Source organism: Rhizobium sp. CC1099 (genome assembly GCF_029714385.1).
Taxonomy (GTDB): Bacteria; Pseudomonadota; Alphaproteobacteria; order Rhizobiales; family Rhizobiaceae; genus Rhizobium.
In genome coordinates, this window is the sequence record NZ_CP121641.1 from 967,076 (window position 1) to 986,610 (window position 19,535).

Sequence of the window (19,535 nt, forward strand, 5' to 3'; positions counted from 1 at the left end):
GGCCTCATTCGTGTGCATCCTATATCATCACCGTTTATGGCAATGAAAGGATCAAACCTCGTCTTCCACACGTCGTAGCGCACCTTTGGATCCGGCAATGCGCACGACCAGATCCGGCAGGCTGTCGATCTCGCTCCAGCGTCCGCCCGAACCCTTCGGCAAATCGACGGATGCTGACGGAAGCAGCGCTGCAGAAAATCCCAGCTTCTCGGCTTCTTTGAGGCGCTGAGGGGTATGCGCAACCGGACGGACGGCCCCCGACAGGCTGACTTCGCCGAAATAGACGCAATCGGCCGGCAGAGCAATACCGGCAAGCGAGGAAACCAATGCGGATGCGACGGCGAGATCAGCGGCCGGCTCGCTGATACGATAGCCGCCCGCGACATTCAAATAGACGTCATGCTGGCCGAGCCGAACGCCGCAATGGGCCTCGAGCACCGCAAGGATCATCGAAAGTCTGGCGGAATCCCAGCCGACCACGGCGCGGCGCGGCGTTCCGAGCGATGTCGGCGCCACCAGCGCCTGCACTTCGACGAGGATCGGGCGCGTTCCTTCCATGCCGGCGAAGACCGCCGCTCCCGGCGACTTTTCATTGCGCTCGCCGAGGAAAAGTTCAGATGGATTGCCGACCTCACGCAGGCCGCCGTCGGACATTTCGAAGACGCCGATCTCGTCGGTCGGCCCGAAGCGGTTCTTGACCGTGCGCAGGATGCGGTAGTGATGGCCGCGGTCACCTTCGAAGTAGAGCACGGCGTCGACCATGTGTTCCACCACCCGCGGACCGGCGATCTGGCCGTCCTTGGTGACGTGGCCGACGAGAACCATGGCCGCTCCCGTCTGCTTGGCGAAGCGGATCATCGACTGCACGCCGGTGCGCACCTGCGTGACCGTTCCGGGCGCCGATTCGGCCAGTTCGCTCCAGAGCGTCTGGATCGAGTCGATGATGACGAGGTCCGGCCGCTTGCCGTCGGCGAGCGTCGCGAGGATATCCTCGACATTGGTCTCCGCGGCAAGCATGACGTCGGTATCGGCCGCGCGCAGGCGCTGGGCGCGCAGCCGCACCTGCGCCACGGCCTCTTCGCCCGAGACGTAGATGATCTTGTGGCCGCGGCGCGAAAGCGCTGCCGCCGCCTGCATCAGCAGCGTCGACTTGCCAATGCCGGGATCGCCGCCGACGAGCACCGCCGAGCCGCGCACGAAACCGCCGCCGAGCGCCCGGTCGAGTTCCGAGATGCCGGTATGGATGCGCGGCGCTTCTTCGATCTCGCCGGAAAGCGCCGTCAGCGTCACCGGGCGGCCCTTCTTCGGCGTCCTTGCCGGTCCGCCGCCAATCCCGCCCATCGGATCTTCTTCGACGATGGTGTTCCACTCGCCGCAGTTTTCGCATTTGCCCGCCCAGCGGTTGTGGATCGTGCCGCAGCTCTGGCAGATGAATTGTGTCCTGGCCTTGGCCATCAATGATGCTTTCGTCCATGAGCGCCGGCGCGCCCGAATCAGATTTGCCCTAGATAATGGCCTGCGGGACCGATCAAAACTAATGATTTTCCCATCAGGCGCCCAAGTGGCAGCATGGCGGGATCATCCGACGGATCGCCAATGCTCGATTATTCGCTCGCCCACTGGATCGCCTTCTTCACCGCCGCCGTGCTTCTGAACCTGTCGCCGGGTCCGGATATGGCTTTTATCCTCGGCCATACGATCAAGAGCGGCACGCGTGCCGGCTTTTCGGCTGTCTTCGGCATCTGGACCGGCGCCTGCCTGCACGCGCTTCTCGCAGCCTTCGGCCTTTCGGCGGTCCTTGCCGCCTCTGCCGTTGCCTTCTCGGCAGCGAAGTGGATTGGTGCGATCTATCTCGTCTGGCTCGGCATCCAGGCCCTGCGGTCGAGCGGCGAGGGCGGCTTCGTCAAGGCGACAGGCGAAAGGCTGGGCTCAGGACGGATCTACCGGCAGGGTTTGCTCGTTTCGCTGCTTAACCCGAAGGTTGCGATCTTCTTTCTCGCCTTCCTGCCGCAGTTCGTCGTCGAAGGCGCCGGGCCTGCCTGGCTACAGCTTTCCGTGCACGGTGGGCTGATTATCGTCGTGGCCGCCTTCATAGAGCCGCCGCTGATCCTGGCCGGAGGGCGGCTTGCCGATCTGATCAAACGCAACAGGAGGGTCGGCCTCTGGCTCGATCGCGGGCTTGGCGCGCTGTTCGTTGCCCTCGGCGTGCGGCTGGCCCTGACAAGCCGCTGAGCCGGACCTCATTCTTCGCTGACGTATTTTCGCTCGTACCGCAACCCGACGCTTGCCAGCATCTCGTAGCTGATCGTGCCTGCCGCCCGTGCCGCATCGTCAACGGGGATGTTCCTGCCGAAGAGCTCGATGTAATCGCCGGCACGGATGAGGTTTTCCGGTAGGTCGGTCACATCGAAGATGGAAAGGTCCATGGTGATGCGCCCGGCGACCGGCACGGTGTAGCCCTCAAAGAAGCCTTGGCCGCCCTGCGGCACGACTTGGCGAAGCGGGACGCCGCCGCTCGACTGGCTGCGCATGTAGCCGTCGGCATAACCGGCGGAAACGATGGCGAGGCGGCTATCGCGGTCAAGCTTCAGCGCCCGGCCATAACTCACGGATTCGCCAGCGCGCACGGTGCGGACCTGGATCACGCGGGCCTCCGCGGTCGCAACCGGCCGCATGGGGTTCGCCATGCCGCTCACCGCTTCGCCGCCGTAGATGGCAATGCCGGGGCGCGTCAGGTCGAAATGATAATCCTCGCCAAGAAAGATGCCGCCGGATGCTGCGAGGCTTGATTCGATACCTTCATATGCGGCGCTAACCTTGCGGAATGATTCGAGCTGCTGCTTGTTCATCTGCGATGAAGGATCGTCGCCGCAGGCGAGATGACTCATGACCAGAACCGGGGCGAAGCTGGCCGGGCGGGAGACGTCATCAGCCAGCGCAAGCGCTTCGTCGATATGAAGGCCGAGCCGGTTGAAGCCGGTGTCGACATGCAGCGCGCAAGGGTAATCGCCATACTCCGAAAGCACCGCCATCCAAAAGGCGAGCTGCTCCTCGGAGGAGATGACCGGCACGAGGTCGTTTTCAAAGAAACGTCGTTCAGTGCCTAGCCAGATGCCGGCGAGCACGAAGATGCGCGCATCAGGCGCGTAGAGGCGCAGCGTCACGCCTTCATCGACCGTTGCGACGAAGAAGTCGCGGGCACCCGCGATGTAGAGCGCTTCCCCAGCGTCCTCGATGCCCATGCCATAGGCGTCGGCCTTCACGACCGCGGATGCGCGCGCCCTTTTGGAGCGCCGTGCCATGTCCCGCCAGTTTTCCGTCAGCGCAGTCAGGTCGACAGTCAGTCGCACGCCGGCGGAAGCAAACCTGTCTTCTTCGGAGGCGGCGGAAATTTCAGTCATGAATCCACATAAAAAAATGGCCGGAGATGAGTCTCCGGCCAGTTTAAAGGTCAATTTGGTCAATAGGAAGTCCGCCCCGCACTGCAGCAAGAAATCGGAACTGCTCAGTGTTCCTCGTACTGAATGAAGGACGGGTCGGCGAGGTCGGCAAAGCGCGTGAATTCCGCCTGGAAGGCAAGCTTTACTGTGCCGGTCGGTCCGTGACGCTGCTTGGCGATGATGACGTCCGCCGTGCCCTTCACCTTGTCGAACAGCGCTTCCCACTCCGCATATTTCGGATCGGCCGGATCGCGGGGTTCCATGTTCTTGACGTAATATTCCTCGCGGAAAACGAAGAGCACGACGTCGGCGTCCTGCTCGATCGAGCCCGATTCACGCAGGTCGGAGAGCTGCGGGCGCTTGTCGTCGCGGCTTTCGACCTGACGCGAAAGCTGTGAGAGCGCGATGATCGGAACGTTCAGTTCCTTGCCGAGGGCTTTCAGGCCGGTCGTGATCTGGGTGATTTCCTGGACGCGGTTCTCGTTCGACTTACCCGAGCCGGTCATCAGCTGCACGTAGTCGACGACCAGCACGTCGAGGCCGCGCTGGCGCTTGAGCCGCCGTGCGCGGGCGGCAAGCTGGGCGATGGAGATGCCGCCGGTCTGGTCGATGTAGAGCGGCACCTTCTGCATCATCATCGAGCAGGCGACGAGTTTTTCGAAGTCCGCGTCGTTAATGTCGCCGCGGCGGATTTTCGAGGAGGAGACTTCCGTCTGCTCGGAGATGATGCGGGTGGCGAGCTGTTCCGACGACATTTCGAGCGAGTAGAAGCCGACGACGCCACCGTTCTTCGCCTTCATGCCGCCGTCGGATTGGACTTCGCCCTCATAGGCGGCGGCGATATTGTAGGCGATATTGGTTGCAAGCGAGGTCTTGCCCATGCCCGGACGTCCGGCAAGGATTATCAAGTCGGAGCGCTGCAGTCCGCCCATCTTCGAATCGAGCGAATGGATGCCGGTCGAAATGCCCGAGAGGCCGCCGTCGCGCTCCTTGGCGACTGCCGCCATGTCGATCGCCAGCGCCACGGCGTCGTTGAAGGCCTGGAAGCCGCCGTCGTAGCGGCCGTTTTCGGCAAGCTCGAAGAGGCGGCGTTCGGTATCTTCGATCTGCGTCTGCGGCGGCATGTCGAGCGGCGCGTCGTAGGCGATGTTGACCATGTCCTCGCCGATGGTGATCAGCGCCCGGCGCAGCGCCAGATCGTAGATCGCGCGCCCGTAGTCCTCGGCGTTGATGATTGTCACGGCTTCGCGGGCAAGGCGCGCGAGATATTCGGAGACCGTCATGTCGCCGACCTTCTCGTCGGCCTTCAGGAAGGTCTTGATCGTCACTGGATTGGCGATCTTGCCCATACGGATGATGTCGCCCGCGACCTCGAAAATCTTGCGGTGGAGCGGTTCATAGAGATGGATCGGCTTCAGGAAGTCGGACACCCGGTAATAGGCGTCGTTGTTCATTAGGATGGCACCCAGAAGCGCCTGCTCGGCTTCGATGTTGTTGGGTGCTTCGCGGTAGTGCTGCTCTGCTGGAGCAACGGCGGCAATCTTTCGCGCGGCGTCGTTCATCTTGATCCGTTCTGTCTTTTCCGTTCCCGGATTTGAAGGCTCGCCAAGGCAAATGCAAGTGCAGCTCAGCAACAGCCTTGGGCCTGTCGTGAAATCTGTAACGCTTTGCACATTGTTCGACTTCTCCACAGCGCTGATGGCCGCCAGGGAGAAAATATTGCCGATGTCACCTTGAGGACACGGCATGAAGACCGCGACTCATTCCAACCGATAATATTTTAGCCTGAATGCCTTGAGCGTGGCACTTGAAAAGACGTCTGAACTCAATTAGACAGAGGAAATATAATTAGTGCGCTAACTAAATAATGGGGAATCTATGGGGAATATGCTTCTCAGGCGGCAACTCATTGAGGACATCGCTGCGTTTACCCGAAAATTGAGAGCGACGTTCGATTCCCTGGTGCGTGAGAGAAACATGACACTGCCGCGCGCGCGAGTCTTTTTTACGCTCAACAAGAAGGACGGCATCAATCAGCGAGAACTGGCCGAACGGCTGGAACTCGAAACGCCGACGCTGGTCCGGATCCTGGACGCAATGGAGGCGCAAGGCTTCCTGGAACGCCGTGTCGCTGGTTCCGATCGCCGCGCCAAGGAGATCTACATGACGGATGCGGGAAGGGTCGTCGCCGGCGAGGTCGAGGATCTTGCCGCAGACGTGCGCGCCCGGGTCGTCGCCGGCATTTCCGAAAGTGACTTGAGGACGACGCTGAGCGTCATCCGCGCCATGCAGGCAAACCTGCTGGCAGTTCGGGGGCAATGAGAACCGCGGCCAACTGACAAACGCAAGAAGCCCGGCCTGGAGCCGGGCTTCTGCTTTGTGAAGTAAGCGTGCTAAGCTTATGCTTCGTCTTCGGCGTTGCCGTCGGCATCCGGATCGAAGAAGTCTTCCGCACGAAGGGCGTCTTCATCAACGCCGTAGATCGCGTCGACGGAGGTGAGCGTCTCGCCCTTTGCCTGGCGCTCGGCTTCGTCGGCGGAGCGGGCAACGTTGAGATTGACGTGGATTTCGACTTCGGCGTGAAGCTGCAGTTCGACCTTGTGGATACCGATCGCCTTGATCGGCGTGTTCAGGTGAACCTGGTTGCGGCCGATGTTGAAGCCTTCGGCGGCCAGGATTTCAACGACGTCGCGGGCAGCAACCGAGCCGTAGAGCTGGCCGGTTTCGCCGGCAGAGCGAACGACGATGAAGGACTTGCCGTTAAGGACGTCGGCGACCTTCTGGGCTTCCGACTTGCGCTCGAGGTTGCGGGCTTCGAGCGTTGCGCGTTCGGATTCGAAACGGGCCTTGTTGGCGGCGTTGGCGCGCAGTGCCTTGCCGAGCGGCAGGAGGTAGTTGCGTGCAAAGCCGTCACGAACCTTGACGGTTTCGCCCATCTGGCCGAGCTTGGAGATGCGTTCGAGAAGAATGACTTCCATCTTCGTTTTCCTTTCGTGTCTCTAGGTTTTCTTGTCTGTGGATTGAGGGGCATCGGCATTCTTGTTCGGGGTCAGGGCAATCGCCTTGCGCGTATCGGACAGACCGACGACAAGAATGAAAAAAGCTGGCAGCATCAGAACGAGCGATGCCAGGTAGCAGAGGACGAGCGCCGGCAGGCGCCAGTCCTTGCCGCGCGTGCGGAAATGCAGCGCGGCGAAGCCGGAAAGCAGGAAGCCGGCGCCAAAGGCGCCGACGACAGTTGCTCCGATCATCGCCGGAACGCCGCCGAAGAAGGTGGCGGCAAGACCAGCGAGGAAGACGAAGATCGCATTGCGATTCATGCGCAGCGCGGACGGAATGTCCTCGCGCGGGCGGAGCGCGCGGCCGGACGCATTCACGATGCGTGCCGCGATATAGTAGGCCGCAAACAGCATCAGCACCCACATCGCGCCCTGAATGGCGGGCAGCATCAGGAGCAGCAGCGACTTGGTCTGCGCGGTGGCCGTGTCATTGAATGTGAAATCCGGCTGTTGTTGCGCAAAGGAACCGAAAAGTGCATCGACCATCTGGCCGATAAGTTCCGGGCCATAGCCGATCATGTAGCCGGTCACGATGACGGCGAGCGTCACCAGGCCGCAGAGATGCAGCAGGATGTCGGAGAGCGGATACCAGGCCGTCAGGTGTTCCGGGCCGCCGAGCTCGGCGGCGGGGCGGGCAAGGTTTGCCAGGTGGCTGATCCAGCCGGCGGGAATCAGCGTCACCAGCGTCATCATCAGCGCGAAAGCCGGAGAGGCGGCGACAGCGCCGAAGGCGGCAGCGGTGACGACGGCAGAGATTGCCGCGGCATTGCCCCAGCCGAGACCCACGAGAAGGATGGGCAGGGCGGAAGCGGCGTAGAGCAGGGCGCTGAACGACAACTGGACGCTCGCGCCGAGCGCCAGGAGCGCGGCGGTCAATCCGGCGAGCGCGCCGGTCAGCAGCCTCTTGAAGTTCATTTTGGTCACGTCGCTGTCCTGCTTCATCAAGCAGTTAGAGGATGTCTCCTGAATCAAATTCAGAAAAACCCGCCTCAACATGGGTTTTCAGGGTTCCGATCCGCGCCCACCGCGGAAGGGATGCGACCCTCTGGTTTGGGACCAGAGGGCCGCGATAGCAAATTAGGCTACGACGTACGGCAGCAGGCCGAGGAAGCGGGCGCGCTTGATCGCCTGGGCGAGTTCGCGCTGCTTCTTCTGCGAAACAGCCGTGATGCGGGACGGAACGATCTTGCCGCGCTCGGAAATGTAACGCTGCAGAAGACGGACGTCCTTGTAGTCGATCCGCGGAGCATTCGCGCCCGAGAACGGGCAGGTCTTGCGGCGGCGGTGGAACGGGCGGCGGACCGGAGCGGAGGAAGCTTCAGACATATCTCAAATCTCCTTATACGCGGTCTTCGCGCGGACGGCGCGGACGGTCTTCACGGTCGCCGAAGCCACCTTCGCGCGGCGGGCGCGGGCCACGGTCGAAACCGCCTTCGCGCGGGCCACGGGCGCCGTCACGCGGGCCGCGGTCGTCGCGGTCGCGCTTCTGCATCATGGCAGACGGGCCTTCTTCGTGCTTTTCGACAGCGAGCGTCATGTAACGCAGAACATCTTCGCTGATGCGCATCTGGCGTTCCATTTCTTGGACGGCAGCTGGCGGTGCATCGATGTCCATCAGGGCGTAGTGAGCCTTGCGGTTCTTCTTGATGCGGTAGGTGAGGGACTTAAGACCCCAGTTTTCGATGCGCCCGACTTTGCCGCCGTTAGCTTCGATCACGCCCTTGTACTGTTCTACGAGGGCATCGACCTGCTGAGCGGAAATATCCTGCCGGGCAAGGAATACATGTTCATAAAGAGCCATGACAGCTTTGCCTTTCTTGCGTTGGTTCAACCCGATATTCGGCGGCTAAGCCTCAACGACTGCTCCTGATTGGGCTGAACCCAGGCAAGAAAAGCGTTTCCGAGACGGTCGAGAGCGGAGACACGGGAGGCTGGAACGCTTCCGTTCCGAACGATTTCCAAAGAAACCGGCCCTCCGTTCAGCCACCAGCCAGAAGACCGGGTTTGCGAACAGGGGCGCTTATACGGATTTTTCGGCGAAAGGCAAGCGTTCGGATACAATTAAGCAGGGCCATCTTGCCGTTTACAGTCATCTTGAGGGCAAATTCTGCATATGTCAGAAAGGAGTTGTCCGCGGCCGAACCTCGGCTTTTCGCTCGCAGCGCCAAGCCCATAATCTTGTCCACAGGCTTGCGCACCGTGAAAACCGTTCTATCGCCGATATAGTCGTGAGCGCTCTCGAATTCGATGAGATCCGACAGGCGAGCCGGGAACCCGGCCCGGCTTTCTATAAGCGCTTGTCCGAAAGGCATGCGACAGACACCGACCTGAAAGCGGTCATCAAGGAAGGGCGCAGTCCTCACAAGGGTATAGACCTTTAATTCTCCGCAGCGCTGGAAACAGATGTTCCGGGCTTGGTTTATCCGAAGTCCGTAGCGCTCGTCACAGCGGCATCGGATACTGCCGGTGGACCTTTTCGATCTCGGAGAGGACGTCGCTCGAGAGTTTCACCTCGACGGCGCTCAGATCGACCTTCAGCTGCTCCATCGTCGTTGCGCCGATGATGACGGAGGTCATGAAGCGGCGGGTGAGGCAGAAGGCAAGCGCCATGGCTGCCGGATCAAGCCCGTGCCTCGCTGCAATCTCGACACAGGCCCTGGTGGGCGCTTCCTGCAGCGGCTGCAACCGGCCGCCGAGATCGCCGTTGATCGTAGCGCGCGATCCTTCTGGCCTGACGCCATCGAGATATTTTCCGGTGAGCAGGCCAGCCGCAAGCGGTGAATAGGCGAGCAGGCCGACATCCTCGTGATGCGACAGTTCCGCCATGTCCAGGTCGAAGTGGCGGTAGAGCAGGCTGTATTCGTTCTGGATGCTGGCGACACGTGGAAGGCCCTTGTGCTCGGAGAGCGTCAGGTATTTCTGCGTGCCCCATGCAGTTTCATTGGACAGGCCGACGGCGCGCACCTTGCCTTCCTTCACGAGCATATCCATCGTCTCGAGGATATCGGTGATGTTGGCGACCGCCTTTGCCCGATCCTGCTTGAAGGGGTCGTAATGCCAGTTCTGCCGGAAGTGGAAATGCCCACGGCTCGGCCAATGGATTTGGTAGAGATCGATGTAATCGGTCTGTAGCCGCTTGAGGCTCGCTTCGACGGCAAGCTTGATATTCTTGGCGTCGGCACCTTCGCCGCCCCGGATATAGGAGCGTCCAGGCCCCGCGACCTTTGTCGCCAGCACGATGTCGTTGCGCTTGCCGGTCGTTGCGAACCAGCTGCCGATATAGTCCTCGGTGCGCCCCTGTGTTTCCGCTGAAAGGGGAGTTGTCGGGTAAAGCTCGGCGGTATCGAAGAAGTTGACGCCTTTCTCGACGGCGTAATCCATCTGCTCGTGCGCTTCGGTTTCGGTGTTCTGCGTGCCCCACGTCATGGTGCCGAGGCAGATTTGCGAAACGGAAATATCGGTGCGGCCTAATCTATTAAACTTCATTGGAACCTTGAAAACGGATGAGCGGAGGTAGCCGGGGAGGGCGGCGCAAATTTAGGCGCGAATTGCGCAAGCGCAAGGAAAAAATCGCGGCTTTTCGCGCCTGCAACGGCTCTGGAGACCCTGGCAGCGCTATTGACTCTGCCCGCAAGAACGTCAATTGGAGGCGAAATAGTCCAAATTGACATAATAAGGGACATTAGATGACCGTCGCTTTCACATTTCCCGGCCAGGGAAGCCAGGCCGTGGGCATGGGCAAGGAACTCGCGGAAAATTTTTCCGAGGCCCGTTCCGTCTTCGAAGAGGTTGACGATGCGCTCGGCGAAAAGCTTTCAACAATCATGTTCGAAGGGCCGGAAGATACGCTGACGCTGACGGCCAATGCCCAGCCGGCGCTGATGGCGGTATCGCTTGCGGTGGTCCGTGTCCTTCAGGCGAAGGGTCTCGACCCCAAGTCGAAGGTGTCCTATGTTGCCGGTCATTCGCTCGGCGAATATTCCGCACTCTGTGCCGCCGGCACCTTCTCACTCGCCGAAACCGCGCGTCTACTGCGTATTCGTGGCAACGCCATGCAAGCTGCCGTTCCTGTCGGCGTTGGTGCCATGGCGGCGATCATCGGGCTCGAACATGCCGATGTCGTGGCCGTTTGCGAAGCTGCTTCGGTCGCTGGTGCCTGCCAGATCGCCAACGATAACGGCGGCGGCCAGATCGTCATCTCCGGCGAAAAGGCCGCGGTCGAAAAGGGCGCGGCACTGGCAACCGAGAAGGGCGCCAAGCGTGCGATCCTTCTACCGGTTTCCGCTCCCTTCCACTCCTCACTGATGGCGCCGGCTGCCGAGGCGATGCGCGAAGCGCTCGCGGGCGTTTCAAAGGCCAACCCGGTCGTGCCACTGATCGCCAACGTTCGCGCCGCGCCAGTGACAGACGCCGATGAGATTGCCAGGCTCCTCGTCGAGCAGGTCACCGGCCAGGTCCGCTGGCGCGAAACGGTGGAATGGTTTGCCGCAAACAATGTCACGACGCTTTATGAACTCGGCTCCGGCAAGGTGCTGACCGGCCTTGCGCGCCGCATCGACAAGACGGTGAACGGCATTGCCGTCAATACGCCCGCCGATATCGACGCGGCCGTCGCCGCCCTCATGGCCTGATTGGTTTCACCAGATATAAGGAACGCATCCATGCTCGATCTTTCCGGCCGCAAGGCGCTCGTCACCGGTGCATCCGGCGGCATCGGCGAGGAAATCGCCCGCATTCTCCACAAACAGGGCGCCGTCGTCGGCCTTCACGGCACGCGCGTCGAAAAGCTCGAAGCGCTGGCAAACGAGCTTGGCGACCGCGTCAAGATATTCCCGGCGAACCTCTCCGACCGTGACGAGGTCAAGGCACTCGGCGTCAAGGCCGAAGCCGAGCTCGAGGGCGTCGATATTCTGGTGAACAACGCAGGCATCACCAAGGACGGCCTCTTCGTCCGGATGAGCGACGAGGACTGGGATAACGTCATCGAGGTCAACCTGACAGCGATGTTCCGCCTGACGCGCGAGCTGACGCATCCGATGATGCGCCGTCGCTACGGCCGCATCATCAACATCACCTCGGTGGTCGGTGTCACCGGCAACCCGGGTCAGGCGAACTACTGCGCCTCCAAGGCCGGCATGATCGGCTTCACCAAGTCGCTCGCCCAGGAGATCGCGACCCGCAACGTGACCGTCAATTGCGTCGCGCCGGGCTTCATCGAATCCGCCATGACCGGCAAGCTGAACGACAAGCAGAAGGAAGCGATCATGGGCGCAATCCCGATGAAGCGCATGGGCACGGGTGGCGAAGTGGCGTCCGCCGTTGCCTATCTCGCCTCCTCCGAAGCCGCCTATATGACGGGTCAGACGCTGCACGTAAACGGCGGCATGGCCATGATCTGAAACAGAAACTGGCCCTGTTTGCGTTTTTCGGCGGAATAGCGTGTTGAGCAATGGAACAGGGTTGATTTTCAGGCTTTGCGGCAGACATAAACCGTGTTAAGCGGGCCATGACTGTCACAGTCGTTCCGGGAAACAAGGCGGACCAGCGGGCGTTTTGCCAGCGGGGAACATCTTAGAGAGCCGGGCTAACGAGTTTGCTGAAAGTGCCGAGAGGGCGCCGAAGGCTGAACCAGGGTAGGGATGTCGGAAGGCATTCTCATCAGGATATAAGGTCGAGGAAACCGACATGAGCGATATCGCAGAACGCGTAAAGAAAATTGTTATTGATCATCTTGGCGTCGATGCCGAGAAGGTTGTCGAGAGCGCCAGCTTTATCGACGATCTGGGCGCTGACTCGCTCGACACGGTCGAACTTGTCATGGCCTTCGAAGAAGAATTCGGCGTAGAAATTCCGGACGACGCAGCAGACTCGATCCTCACGGTCGGCGACGCAGTAAAGTTCATTGAAAAGGCCCAGGCTTAATCCTGTGTGATTTTCAAAGGGCGGGCCATGAGTCCGCCCTTTTTGTTTGTGCATTGCTTTAGCGAAAGAACAGGCGGGGAAGCTGTCGATGAGACGGGTCGTCATCACCGGTACCGGTATGGTATCACCCTTGGGATGCGGAACTGAAGTGACGTGGTCGCGGTTGCTCGCCGGCCGCAGCGGCGCCCGCCTTGTCACCGAATTCGAGGTGGATGATCTCCCTGCCAAGATTGCCTGCCGCATTCCGGTTGGTGATGGCACAGAGGGCACATTCAACCAGGATGACTGGATGGAGCCGAAGGAACAGCGCAAGGTCGATCCCTTCATCATCTACGGCATGGCCGCTGCCGACATGGCGCTGAATGACGCCGGCTGGCATCCTGAGAACGACGAGGACCAGATCGCGACCGGCGTGCTGATCGGCTCCGGCATCGGCGGCATCGAGGGTATCGTCGAGGCGGGCTATACGCTCCGCGATAGGGGCCCGCGCCGCATCTCGCCCTTCTTCATTCCCGGCCGCCTGATCAACCTCGTATCCGGCCAGGTCTCGATCCGCCACAAGCTTAGGGGGCCGAACCACTCGGTCGTCACCGCCTGCTCGACTGGCGCGCACGCCATCGGCGATGCTGCCCGTATGATCGCGCTCGGCGATGCCGATGTCATGGTCGCGGGCGGTACGGAATCGCCGGTCAGCCGCATCTCGCTTGCGGGCTTTGCTGCCTGCAAGGCGCTTTCCACGCAGCACAACGACGATCCTGAGAAAGCATCGCGTCCCTACGATCGCGACCGCGACGGCTTCGTCATGGGCGAAGGCGCCGGTATCATCGTTCTCGAAGAGCTGGAACACGCCAAGGCGCGAGGCGCGAAGATCTACGCCGAAATCGTCGGCTACGGCCTCTCGGGCGACGCCTACCACATCACCGCGCCGGCGGAAGACGGTGACGGCGCGCAGCGCTGCATGGCCATGGCGCTGAAGCGCGCCGGTCTGACGGCTGCAGATGTCGATTATATCAACGCGCATGGCACGTCGACCATGGCCGATACGATCGAGCTTGGCGCCGTCGAGCGTCTGGTCGGCAATGCGGCATCGAAGATTTCGATGTCTTCGACCAAGTCGGCGACCGGCCATCTGCTGGGCGCAGCCGGTGCCATCGAGGCGATTTTCGCGACGCTTGCGATCCGCGACAATGTCGCTCCGCCGACGCTCAATCTCGATAATCCCGAGCGCGAAACGGCGATCGATCTTGTCCCGCACAAGGCTCGTCAGCGAGAAATCGATGTTGCACTCTCGAATTCCTTCGGATTCGGCGGTACGAATGCATCGCTGGTGCTGCGCCGCTATACTGCCTGAAGGCGGTTTTTGACAGGACGGGAGGACGGGCCAGTACCTTTCGGGAGGGTGGCCTACCTGTTTTTTGCCGTATTGCTTCTTAAAACAGCGGACAGGGCCAAGTTTAGAGGATTGCCGGTGAGCGATACGAATCAGAGCAACGACGCGGCGGGCCACAACGGCCATCCGGCGCAGAACGGGCCGATCATTCCGAAGTCGCCCAATGAAGCGCTGCGCCCGGAACGCGTTCCGGAGCCGCCGAAGCGCTCGAAGAAGGCGCGCAGCCAGGTCGTCATCTTCCTGAACTTCCTGATGACGATGGTCGTGCTTGCCTGCGCCGCCGGCATCTTCGCCTTCTACTACGCGATCTCCAGTTACCAGGACCCCGGTCCGCTGGAGACGAACACCAATTTCATCGTGCGCAGCGGCGCGGGCCTTTCGGAAATCGCCACCAATCTCGAGCGCAACAACATCGTCTCCGACGCCCGCATCTTCCGCTATCTCACGGCGACGTACCTGAACGAGGGGGAGAGCCTGAAGGCCGGCGAATACGAGATCAAGGCGAAGGCTTCCATGAACGACATCATGGAACTGCTGAAGTCCGGTAAATCGATCCTCTATTCGATCTCCTTCCCGGAGGGCCTGACGGTGCGCCAGATGTTCAACCGCATGAGCGGGGATACCGTCCTCGAAGGCGAGCTGCCGACGGCGCTGCCGCCCGAAGGCAGCCTGCGTCCCGATACCTACAAGTTCTCCCGCGGCACGAAACGCTCCGAGATCATCGACCAGATGGCTGCAGAGCAGAAAAAGCTCGTCGACCAGATCTGGGAGAAACGCGATCCTTCGGTCTCGCTGAAATCCAAGGAAGAGTTCGTGGTACTTGCTTCGATCGTCGAGAAGGAGACTGGCATTCCCGACGAGCGCGCGCATGTCGCATCCGTTTTCCTCAACCGGCTCGCCAAAGGCATGCGGCTTCAGTCCGATCCGACGATCATCTACGGCCTCTTCGGTGGTGACGGCAAGCCTGCCGACCGGCCGATCTACCTGTCGGACCTGAAGAAGGAAACGCCTTACAACACTTACGTGATCAAGGGCCTGCCGCCGACGCCAATCGCAAATCCCGGCCGTGATGCCCTGGAAGCGGCGGCCAATCCCTGGAAGACGGCGGACCTCTATTTCGTTGCCGACGGCACCGGCGGCCACGTTTTTGCGGCGACGCTCGAAGAGCACAATGCCAACGTCAAGCGCTGGCGCAAGCTCGAAGCTGACAAGGGCGCCGATCCGAATATCGTGGTTGACGGCCAGCCGGAGGCCCAGGCCGAGCCGGCGGCTCAGCAGAAGAAAAAGAAGACGAACTGATTTCGGAGGCTCGGATGGCTTTGCAGTCCATGACCGGTTTTGCGCGGCGCGAGGGAACGAGCGGCCGCTGGCGCTGGGCTTGGGAACTGCGGTCGGTCAACGGCAAGGGGCTCGACCTGCGCCTTCGCCTGCCGCCGGGCCTCGAGCGCATGGAAACAGACGTTCGCCGCATTACGGGTGAACAGTTCAGCCGAGGCAACATGCAGGCCAACCTTTCGGTTTCGGCAGCCGAAAACCGCTTCGAAACGGTTCTCAATCAGCACGCTCTGGCCAATGTGCTTGCAATGCGTGACCAGCTTGCAGGCGTCATCGATCCGGCGCCTCTGACCCTCGATACGCTGCTTTCGATCCGCGGACTCGTCGAATTTCGCGAGACGGAGGACAGCGAAGAAGAAATCGCCGCCCGCGATGCGGACGTCACCAGGGGCCTGCTGGCTGCACTTGCTGACCTCAAGCTCATGCGGGAACAGGAGGGGGCTGCACTGTCTCGCGTGCTGCTCAATCATGTCTCGACGATCGAGGACTTGACGCACGCGATCGAACGCGACCCGTCGCGCACGCCGCAGGAGATTTCCGCGCGCATCAAGGCGCAGGTTGCCTTGCTGATGGACGGAGCGGGCGCGCTCGACCGCGACAGGCTGCATGCGGAGGCCGCTCTGCTTGCGACGAGGGCCGATTTGCGCGAAGAAATCGACCGGCTGAAGGCGCATGTCGCGGCCGCACGGGATCTGTTGGGCCGCGGCGGCCCGGTCGGCCGCAAGCTCGATTTCCTTGCACAGGAATTTAACCGCGAATCGAATACCATCTGTTCGAAGTCGAATGCCTCGGCGGTCACTGCCGCCGGCATCGAACTGAAAGTCGTCATCGACCAGTTCCGCGAACAGGTCCAGAATCTGGAGTAGGACATGAAACCGGCGAAAGCCTCGCCCGTTCCGATCGCTCGCCGCGGTCTGATGCTCGTCATCTCGTCGCCCTCGGGCGCGGGAAAGTCGACGATTGCGCGGACGCTGCTTGCGCAGGATAGCCAGATCGGCCTCTCCGTCAGCGTGACGACCCGCCAGCGGCGCCCGAGCGAGGTCGAGGGCATTCACTACCACTTCAAGAGCATCCGCGAATTCGAGCGACTGCGCGATTCCGATGCGCTGTTGGAATGGGCTGAAGTGCACGGCAATTTCTACGGCACGCCGCGCGAACCGGTGGAAGCAGCGATGGCCGAAGGCCGCGACATGCTTTTCGACATCGATTGGCAGGGCGCCCAGCAGCTGCAGGAGAAGATGTCGGCAGATGTCGTATCCATCTTCGTGCTGCCGCCGACGATGACCGAGTTGCAATCACGGCTTCACCGCCGTGCGGAAGATTCGGAAGAGGTCATCGCCCAGCGGCTTGCCAATTCGCGCGCCGAAATCGCCCATTGGCGGGAATATGACTATGTCATCGTCAACGACGATCTCGATACTGCCTTCGACGCCGTGCAGTCGATCGTGAAGGCCGAGCGCCTGCGCCGCGACCGGCGGCACGGCATCTACGATTTCGTCACCAAACTGCTGGAAGAGACGCCGGTCCTTTAAAGCGAATTCGCGAGCAGGCAGAATTCCTCGACGGATAGCGTTTCGGCGCGGCGCTGCGAGTCTATACCCACCTTGTTGAGCAGATTCTCGCCGCCGAGCGGCTTGAGGCTCTGGCGAAGCATCTTGCGCCGCTGACCGAAGGCCGCATGTGTTACTCTTTCAAGATTGGCGACGGCGCAGGGGATGGGGTTTGCCTTCGGCGTCAGATGCACCACCGTCGACGTCACCTTCGGAGGCGGCGTGAAGGCTTGCGGCGATACGTCGAAAGCCATGCGGGCATCGGCGCGCCAGCCGCAGAGTACGCCGAGGCGGCCATAGTGGTCGTCATCCTGTTCGGCGACGATGCGCTCGCCGACTTCTTTCTGGAACATCAGCGTCAAGGATTCCCAAAATGGCGGCCACTCTTTTGGCAGCAGCCAATTTACCAGCAGTTGCGTGCCGACATTGTACGGAAGATTGGCGATGATCTTGACGGGTCCCCCAGGCGCCAGCGCCTCGAAATCGGTCTTCAGCGCATCGCCGCCCATGACCTCGAGCCTGCCAGGATAATGAGCGGATATTTCCGCCAGTGCTGGCAGGCAGCGCGGATCACGCTCGACGGCAATCACCTTCTTCGCACCCAGCGCCAGGATGGCGCGCGTCAGCCCGCCGGGTCCAGGTCCCACTTCGAAGACGGTGCAGCCTTCCAGCGATCCTGCCGTGCGGGCGACTTTCTGCGTCAGGTTGAGGTCGAGAAGGAAGTTTTGCCCGAGCGCCTTGCGCGCATCAAGGCCGTGACGCTGGATCACGTCGCGAAGCGGCGGCAGACCATCGAGCGCAGCCATCAGCGGTGTTCCGCGGGACGACTGAGATGGGCTGCAAGCTTGAGGGCGGCAATCAGGCTCTTTTCGCGCGCGATGCCCTTGCCGGCAATGCCAAAAGCTGTGCCATGATCCGGCGATGTCCGCACGAAAGGCAGGCCGAGCGTCACATTGACGGAATCGTCGAAGCCGAGCGCCTTGACCGGGATCAGGGCCTGATCGTGATACATGCAGACCGCGACATCATACCGGGCGCGAGCCTCGTCGTGGAACATGGTATCGGCGGGCAGGGGGCCGATCGCGTCGATGCCCTCGGAGCGCAGAAGCTGTATGGCGGGATGAATGATGTCTTCGTCCTCGCGCCCCATCGTTCCGTTTTCGCCGGCATGCGGATTGAGACCGGCGACGGCAAGGCGCGGCCTTTCGATGCCGAAGCGGTGCCTGAGATCGGAATGCGCGATACGGCAGGTCTCTGCGATCAATTCACCGCTCAAAGCCTGCGGCACGTCCTTGATTGGGATGTGAATGGTAACCGGTATCGCCCGCAACTTCGGTCCGGCAAGCATCATCACCGGCCTGACCGGATTGCCGGTCGCGCGGCTCGCGAGATCAGCAAGGAATTCGGTGTGGCCGGGAAACTTGAAGCCGGCCTCGTAAAGAACAGCTTTGGCGATGGGATTGGTGACGACGCCCTCTGCCTCGCCCTTGACGACCAGCGATACGGCCGTTTCGATCGCGGCGATCGTACCCGCTGCAGTCGCGACATGCGGCTCGCCGGCAGCCACCTCGACGCCCGCAGGAACAGGCAGGACGGGGAGAGCATCGGCAAAGACATCCGCGGCCGTTGCGGCGTTCGCTTCGGCTATCGCGACGGAAAGATCGAGCTGGCGTGCTCTTACCGCCAGCACGTCAGGATCGCCGATCAGAAAGAAGGGCGGCAGGCCGAGCTCATGCCGCCTCAGCCAGGCCATCAAGGTTATGTCCGGGCCGATGCCGGCCGGATCGCCTTGCGTCAGCGCAAGCGGGCGCGAAAACGGGGTAGCCACGGCGGTCAGCGATAGATGATCTGCGCCTTCTTGCGCAGCTCTTCGAGATATTTGGTAGCGTTTTCGTTTTCCGGGGCGCTCTTGCCAGCCTTGGCCTTGTCGAGATCCTCCTGGCGGAACACGATCTCAGCGGCGGTGTCGTCGGATACCTCGCGCTGGCTGCAGATTGCAAGATATTCCACGCCCTTTTCTGTCACGCGGGTTGCCGTAGTATTGCCCTTGGCCTGCTCGATCAACGGCTTCCACTCGACCGGAAGCTCCGGTGCCAGCACGCGGCCGAGTTCGCGGACCGATACGTCACGCATCGTTGCTGCAAAGACCTTTGCCTGTTCGCAGCCTGGATATTTCGAACGGGAGGCTTCGGCCTCGCTCTTGCGTTTGCCCGTAATGCCTTTCTTCGATTGCGGCACCACGAAGATGATCTGCTGAAGCATATATTCGGTCGTGACGGGCTTCTGCTTATTGTTTTCCATCATGCGGCTGACAAGGTCGCTGCTCGACATGCGGGCGCTCGACCCGTAGCGCGCATTGACGACGCGCGGCCAGCTCATTTGCACGGCAATATACTGCTTGAAATGATCGGCCCCGACCCCAGCCTGAGTGAGAATTTGCGTAAGCTGCTCGGTGGAGAGCTTGTTTCCGGACGCAAAACGCACAAAGGACGCATCGACTTCATCCTTGGAGACGGACATGCGCACACGCGAGATTTCCTGACGTTTCAGGGTCTCGTCAACGAGCGATTCTTCCGCCGTCTTCGCATCGGCCTTCTGGTGCTGGAGACGAAGAAATGCCTGGCGCCTTGCGACATCGCCCGTGGTCAGTGCCACCCCGTTGACGACGGCCTTGACTTCGCTGGCTGCAAATGCGGAACCGCTTTGTGGCTGAGCAAGCGCCGCGAGCACACAGAACGCAGCGCCGGCAAACAGAGTCGTGACAGTCTTTCTCGCGCCAATCATGTGTCGATCCTTCCCATAGACGCTGCGGCAGCACGTGCGCGTGAACACAGCTTTA

At 61.3% G+C, this 19,535-nt stretch carries 20 protein-coding genes and 1 pseudogene; 10 read left to right on the plus strand and 11 right to left on the minus strand.

The features are described from left to right. Positions 1 to 51 precede the first annotated feature (51 nt). The gene (gene radA, locus QA644_RS04835; RefSeq protein ID WP_194729337.1) at positions 52 to 1,455 is read right to left on the minus strand and encodes a DNA repair protein RadA; all 1,404 of its coding nucleotides are present in this window, start codon (positions 1,453 to 1,455) and stop codon (positions 52 to 54) included. Between the two features lie 141 nt (positions 1,456 to 1,596). Between radA and QA644_RS04840 the strand changes: the two genes are divergently transcribed. Then, positions 1,597 to 2,232, plus strand: a complete 636-nt coding sequence (locus QA644_RS04840) for a LysE family translocator (RefSeq protein WP_074067219.1) — start codon at positions 1,597 to 1,599, stop codon at positions 2,230 to 2,232. An 8-nt stretch (positions 2,233 to 2,240) separates the two neighbouring features. On the opposite strand, the gene alr is transcribed toward QA644_RS04840, so the two are convergent. Next, the gene (gene alr / locus QA644_RS04845) at positions 2,241 to 3,401 is read right to left on the minus strand and encodes an alanine racemase (RefSeq protein ID WP_239599409.1); all 1,161 of its coding nucleotides are present in this window, start codon (positions 3,399 to 3,401) and stop codon (positions 2,241 to 2,243) included. Positions 3,402 to 3,505: 104 nt separating this feature from the next. Then, complete coding sequence (locus QA644_RS04850; RefSeq protein WP_283071315.1) at positions 3,506 to 5,002, minus strand: replicative DNA helicase; 1,497 nt, start codon at positions 5,000 to 5,002, stop codon at positions 3,506 to 3,508. 316 nt (positions 5,003 to 5,318) lie between these two features. On the opposite strand from QA644_RS04850, the gene QA644_RS04855 reads away from it, so the two are divergent. Continuing rightward, the gene (locus QA644_RS04855; protein WP_194729339.1) at positions 5,319 to 5,762 is read left to right on the plus strand and encodes a MarR family transcriptional regulator; all 444 of its coding nucleotides are present in this window, start codon (positions 5,319 to 5,321) and stop codon (positions 5,760 to 5,762) included. A 77-nt stretch (positions 5,763 to 5,839) separates the two neighbouring features. Here QA644_RS04855 and rplI read toward each other — a convergent pair whose 3' ends face one another. The 4 genes from rplI to rpsF all read right to left on the minus strand — a co-directional run bounded on the left by rplI (position 5,840) and on the right by rpsF (position 8,300). Continuing rightward, positions 5,840 to 6,418, minus strand: coding sequence for a 50S ribosomal protein L9 (gene rplI, locus QA644_RS04860; RefSeq protein ID WP_039844450.1), 579 nt, complete (start codon positions 6,416 to 6,418; stop codon positions 5,840 to 5,842). A 21-nt stretch (positions 6,419 to 6,439) separates the two neighbouring features. Beyond that, positions 6,440 to 7,423 (minus strand): DUF2232 domain-containing protein, encoded by a 984-nt coding sequence (locus tag QA644_RS04865; protein ID WP_283071317.1) that lies wholly within the window; start codon positions 7,421 to 7,423, stop codon positions 6,440 to 6,442. A 153-nt stretch (positions 7,424 to 7,576) separates the two neighbouring features. Further along, positions 7,577 to 7,825 carry a 30S ribosomal protein S18 gene (rpsR, locus tag QA644_RS04870; RefSeq protein WP_004680498.1) on the minus strand — a complete coding sequence of 83 codons (249 nt, stop codon included), beginning with the start codon at positions 7,823 to 7,825 and terminating at the stop codon, positions 7,577 to 7,579. Between the two features lie 13 nt (positions 7,826 to 7,838). Next, entirely contained in the window at positions 7,839 to 8,300 is a 462-nt protein-coding gene (gene rpsF, locus QA644_RS04875; RefSeq protein ID WP_039844451.1) for a 30S ribosomal protein S6, read from the minus strand. A 326-nt stretch (positions 8,301 to 8,626) separates the two neighbouring features. On the opposite strand from rpsF, the pseudogene QA644_RS35100 reads away from it, so the two are divergent. After that, positions 8,627 to 8,880 (plus strand): annotated as a pseudogene (locus tag QA644_RS35100) (plasmid stabilization protein). Positions 8,881 to 8,941: 61 nt separating this feature from the next. Here the strand turns inward: QA644_RS35100 and QA644_RS04880 are convergent. Further along, entirely contained in the window at positions 8,942 to 9,985 is a 1,044-nt protein-coding gene (locus QA644_RS04880) for an aldo/keto reductase (RefSeq protein ID WP_194729341.1), read from the minus strand. A gap of 200 nt (positions 9,986 to 10,185) precedes the next feature. Between QA644_RS04880 and fabD the strand changes: the two genes are divergently transcribed. From fabD to gmk, 7 genes are all read left to right on the plus strand, one after another. Further along, the gene (fabD, locus tag QA644_RS04885; protein ID WP_239599402.1) at positions 10,186 to 11,130 is read left to right on the plus strand and encodes an ACP S-malonyltransferase; all 945 of its coding nucleotides are present in this window, start codon (positions 10,186 to 10,188) and stop codon (positions 11,128 to 11,130) included. A 30-nt stretch (positions 11,131 to 11,160) separates the two neighbouring features. Next, positions 11,161 to 11,898 (plus strand): 3-oxoacyl-[acyl-carrier-protein] reductase, encoded by a 738-nt coding sequence (gene fabG, locus QA644_RS04890; protein ID WP_039844455.1) that lies wholly within the window; start codon positions 11,161 to 11,163, stop codon positions 11,896 to 11,898. 286 nt (positions 11,899 to 12,184) lie between these two features. Further along, on the plus strand, positions 12,185 to 12,421 hold the full coding sequence (locus QA644_RS04895) for an acyl carrier protein (RefSeq protein WP_022714691.1): 237 nt from the start codon (positions 12,185 to 12,187) through the stop codon (positions 12,419 to 12,421). Between the two features lie 88 nt (positions 12,422 to 12,509). Then, positions 12,510 to 13,772: a beta-ketoacyl-ACP synthase II gene (gene fabF, locus QA644_RS04900; RefSeq protein ID WP_283071319.1), complete on the plus strand. Its 1,263-nt coding sequence runs from the start codon at positions 12,510 to 12,512 to the stop codon at positions 13,770 to 13,772. Positions 13,773 to 13,889: 117 nt separating this feature from the next. Next, positions 13,890 to 15,110 (plus strand): endolytic transglycosylase MltG, encoded by a 1,221-nt coding sequence (mltG, locus tag QA644_RS04905; protein WP_194729343.1) that lies wholly within the window; start codon positions 13,890 to 13,892, stop codon positions 15,108 to 15,110. Between the two features lie 14 nt (positions 15,111 to 15,124). Next, positions 15,125 to 16,012 (plus strand): YicC/YloC family endoribonuclease, encoded by an 888-nt coding sequence (locus tag QA644_RS04910; RefSeq protein WP_283071321.1) that lies wholly within the window; start codon positions 15,125 to 15,127, stop codon positions 16,010 to 16,012. A gap of 3 nt (positions 16,013 to 16,015) precedes the next feature. Then, positions 16,016 to 16,678, plus strand: coding sequence for a guanylate kinase (gene gmk / locus QA644_RS04915; RefSeq protein WP_022714695.1), 663 nt, complete (start codon positions 16,016 to 16,018; stop codon positions 16,676 to 16,678). Here the strand turns inward: gmk and rsmA are convergent. The 3 genes from rsmA to QA644_RS04930 are packed head-to-tail and all read right to left on the minus strand — an operon-like array spanning position 16,675 to position 19,480. After that, entirely contained in the window at positions 16,675 to 17,502 is an 828-nt protein-coding gene (gene rsmA / locus QA644_RS04920) for a 16S rRNA (adenine(1518)-N(6)/adenine(1519)-N(6))-dimethyltransferase RsmA (protein ID WP_074067240.1), read from the minus strand. The genes gmk and rsmA overlap by 4 nt on opposite strands. Then, positions 17,502 to 18,524 carry a 4-hydroxythreonine-4-phosphate dehydrogenase PdxA gene (gene pdxA, locus QA644_RS04925; RefSeq protein ID WP_283071323.1) on the minus strand — a complete coding sequence of 341 codons (1,023 nt, stop codon included), beginning with the start codon at positions 18,522 to 18,524 and terminating at the stop codon, positions 17,502 to 17,504. Before pdxA ends, rsmA begins: the two co-directional genes overlap by 1 nt. A gap of 5 nt (positions 18,525 to 18,529) precedes the next feature. Further along, positions 18,530 to 19,480 (minus strand): SurA N-terminal domain-containing protein, encoded by a 951-nt coding sequence (locus QA644_RS04930; protein ID WP_194729347.1) that lies wholly within the window; start codon positions 19,478 to 19,480, stop codon positions 18,530 to 18,532. Positions 19,481 to 19,535: the final 55 nt, after the last annotated feature.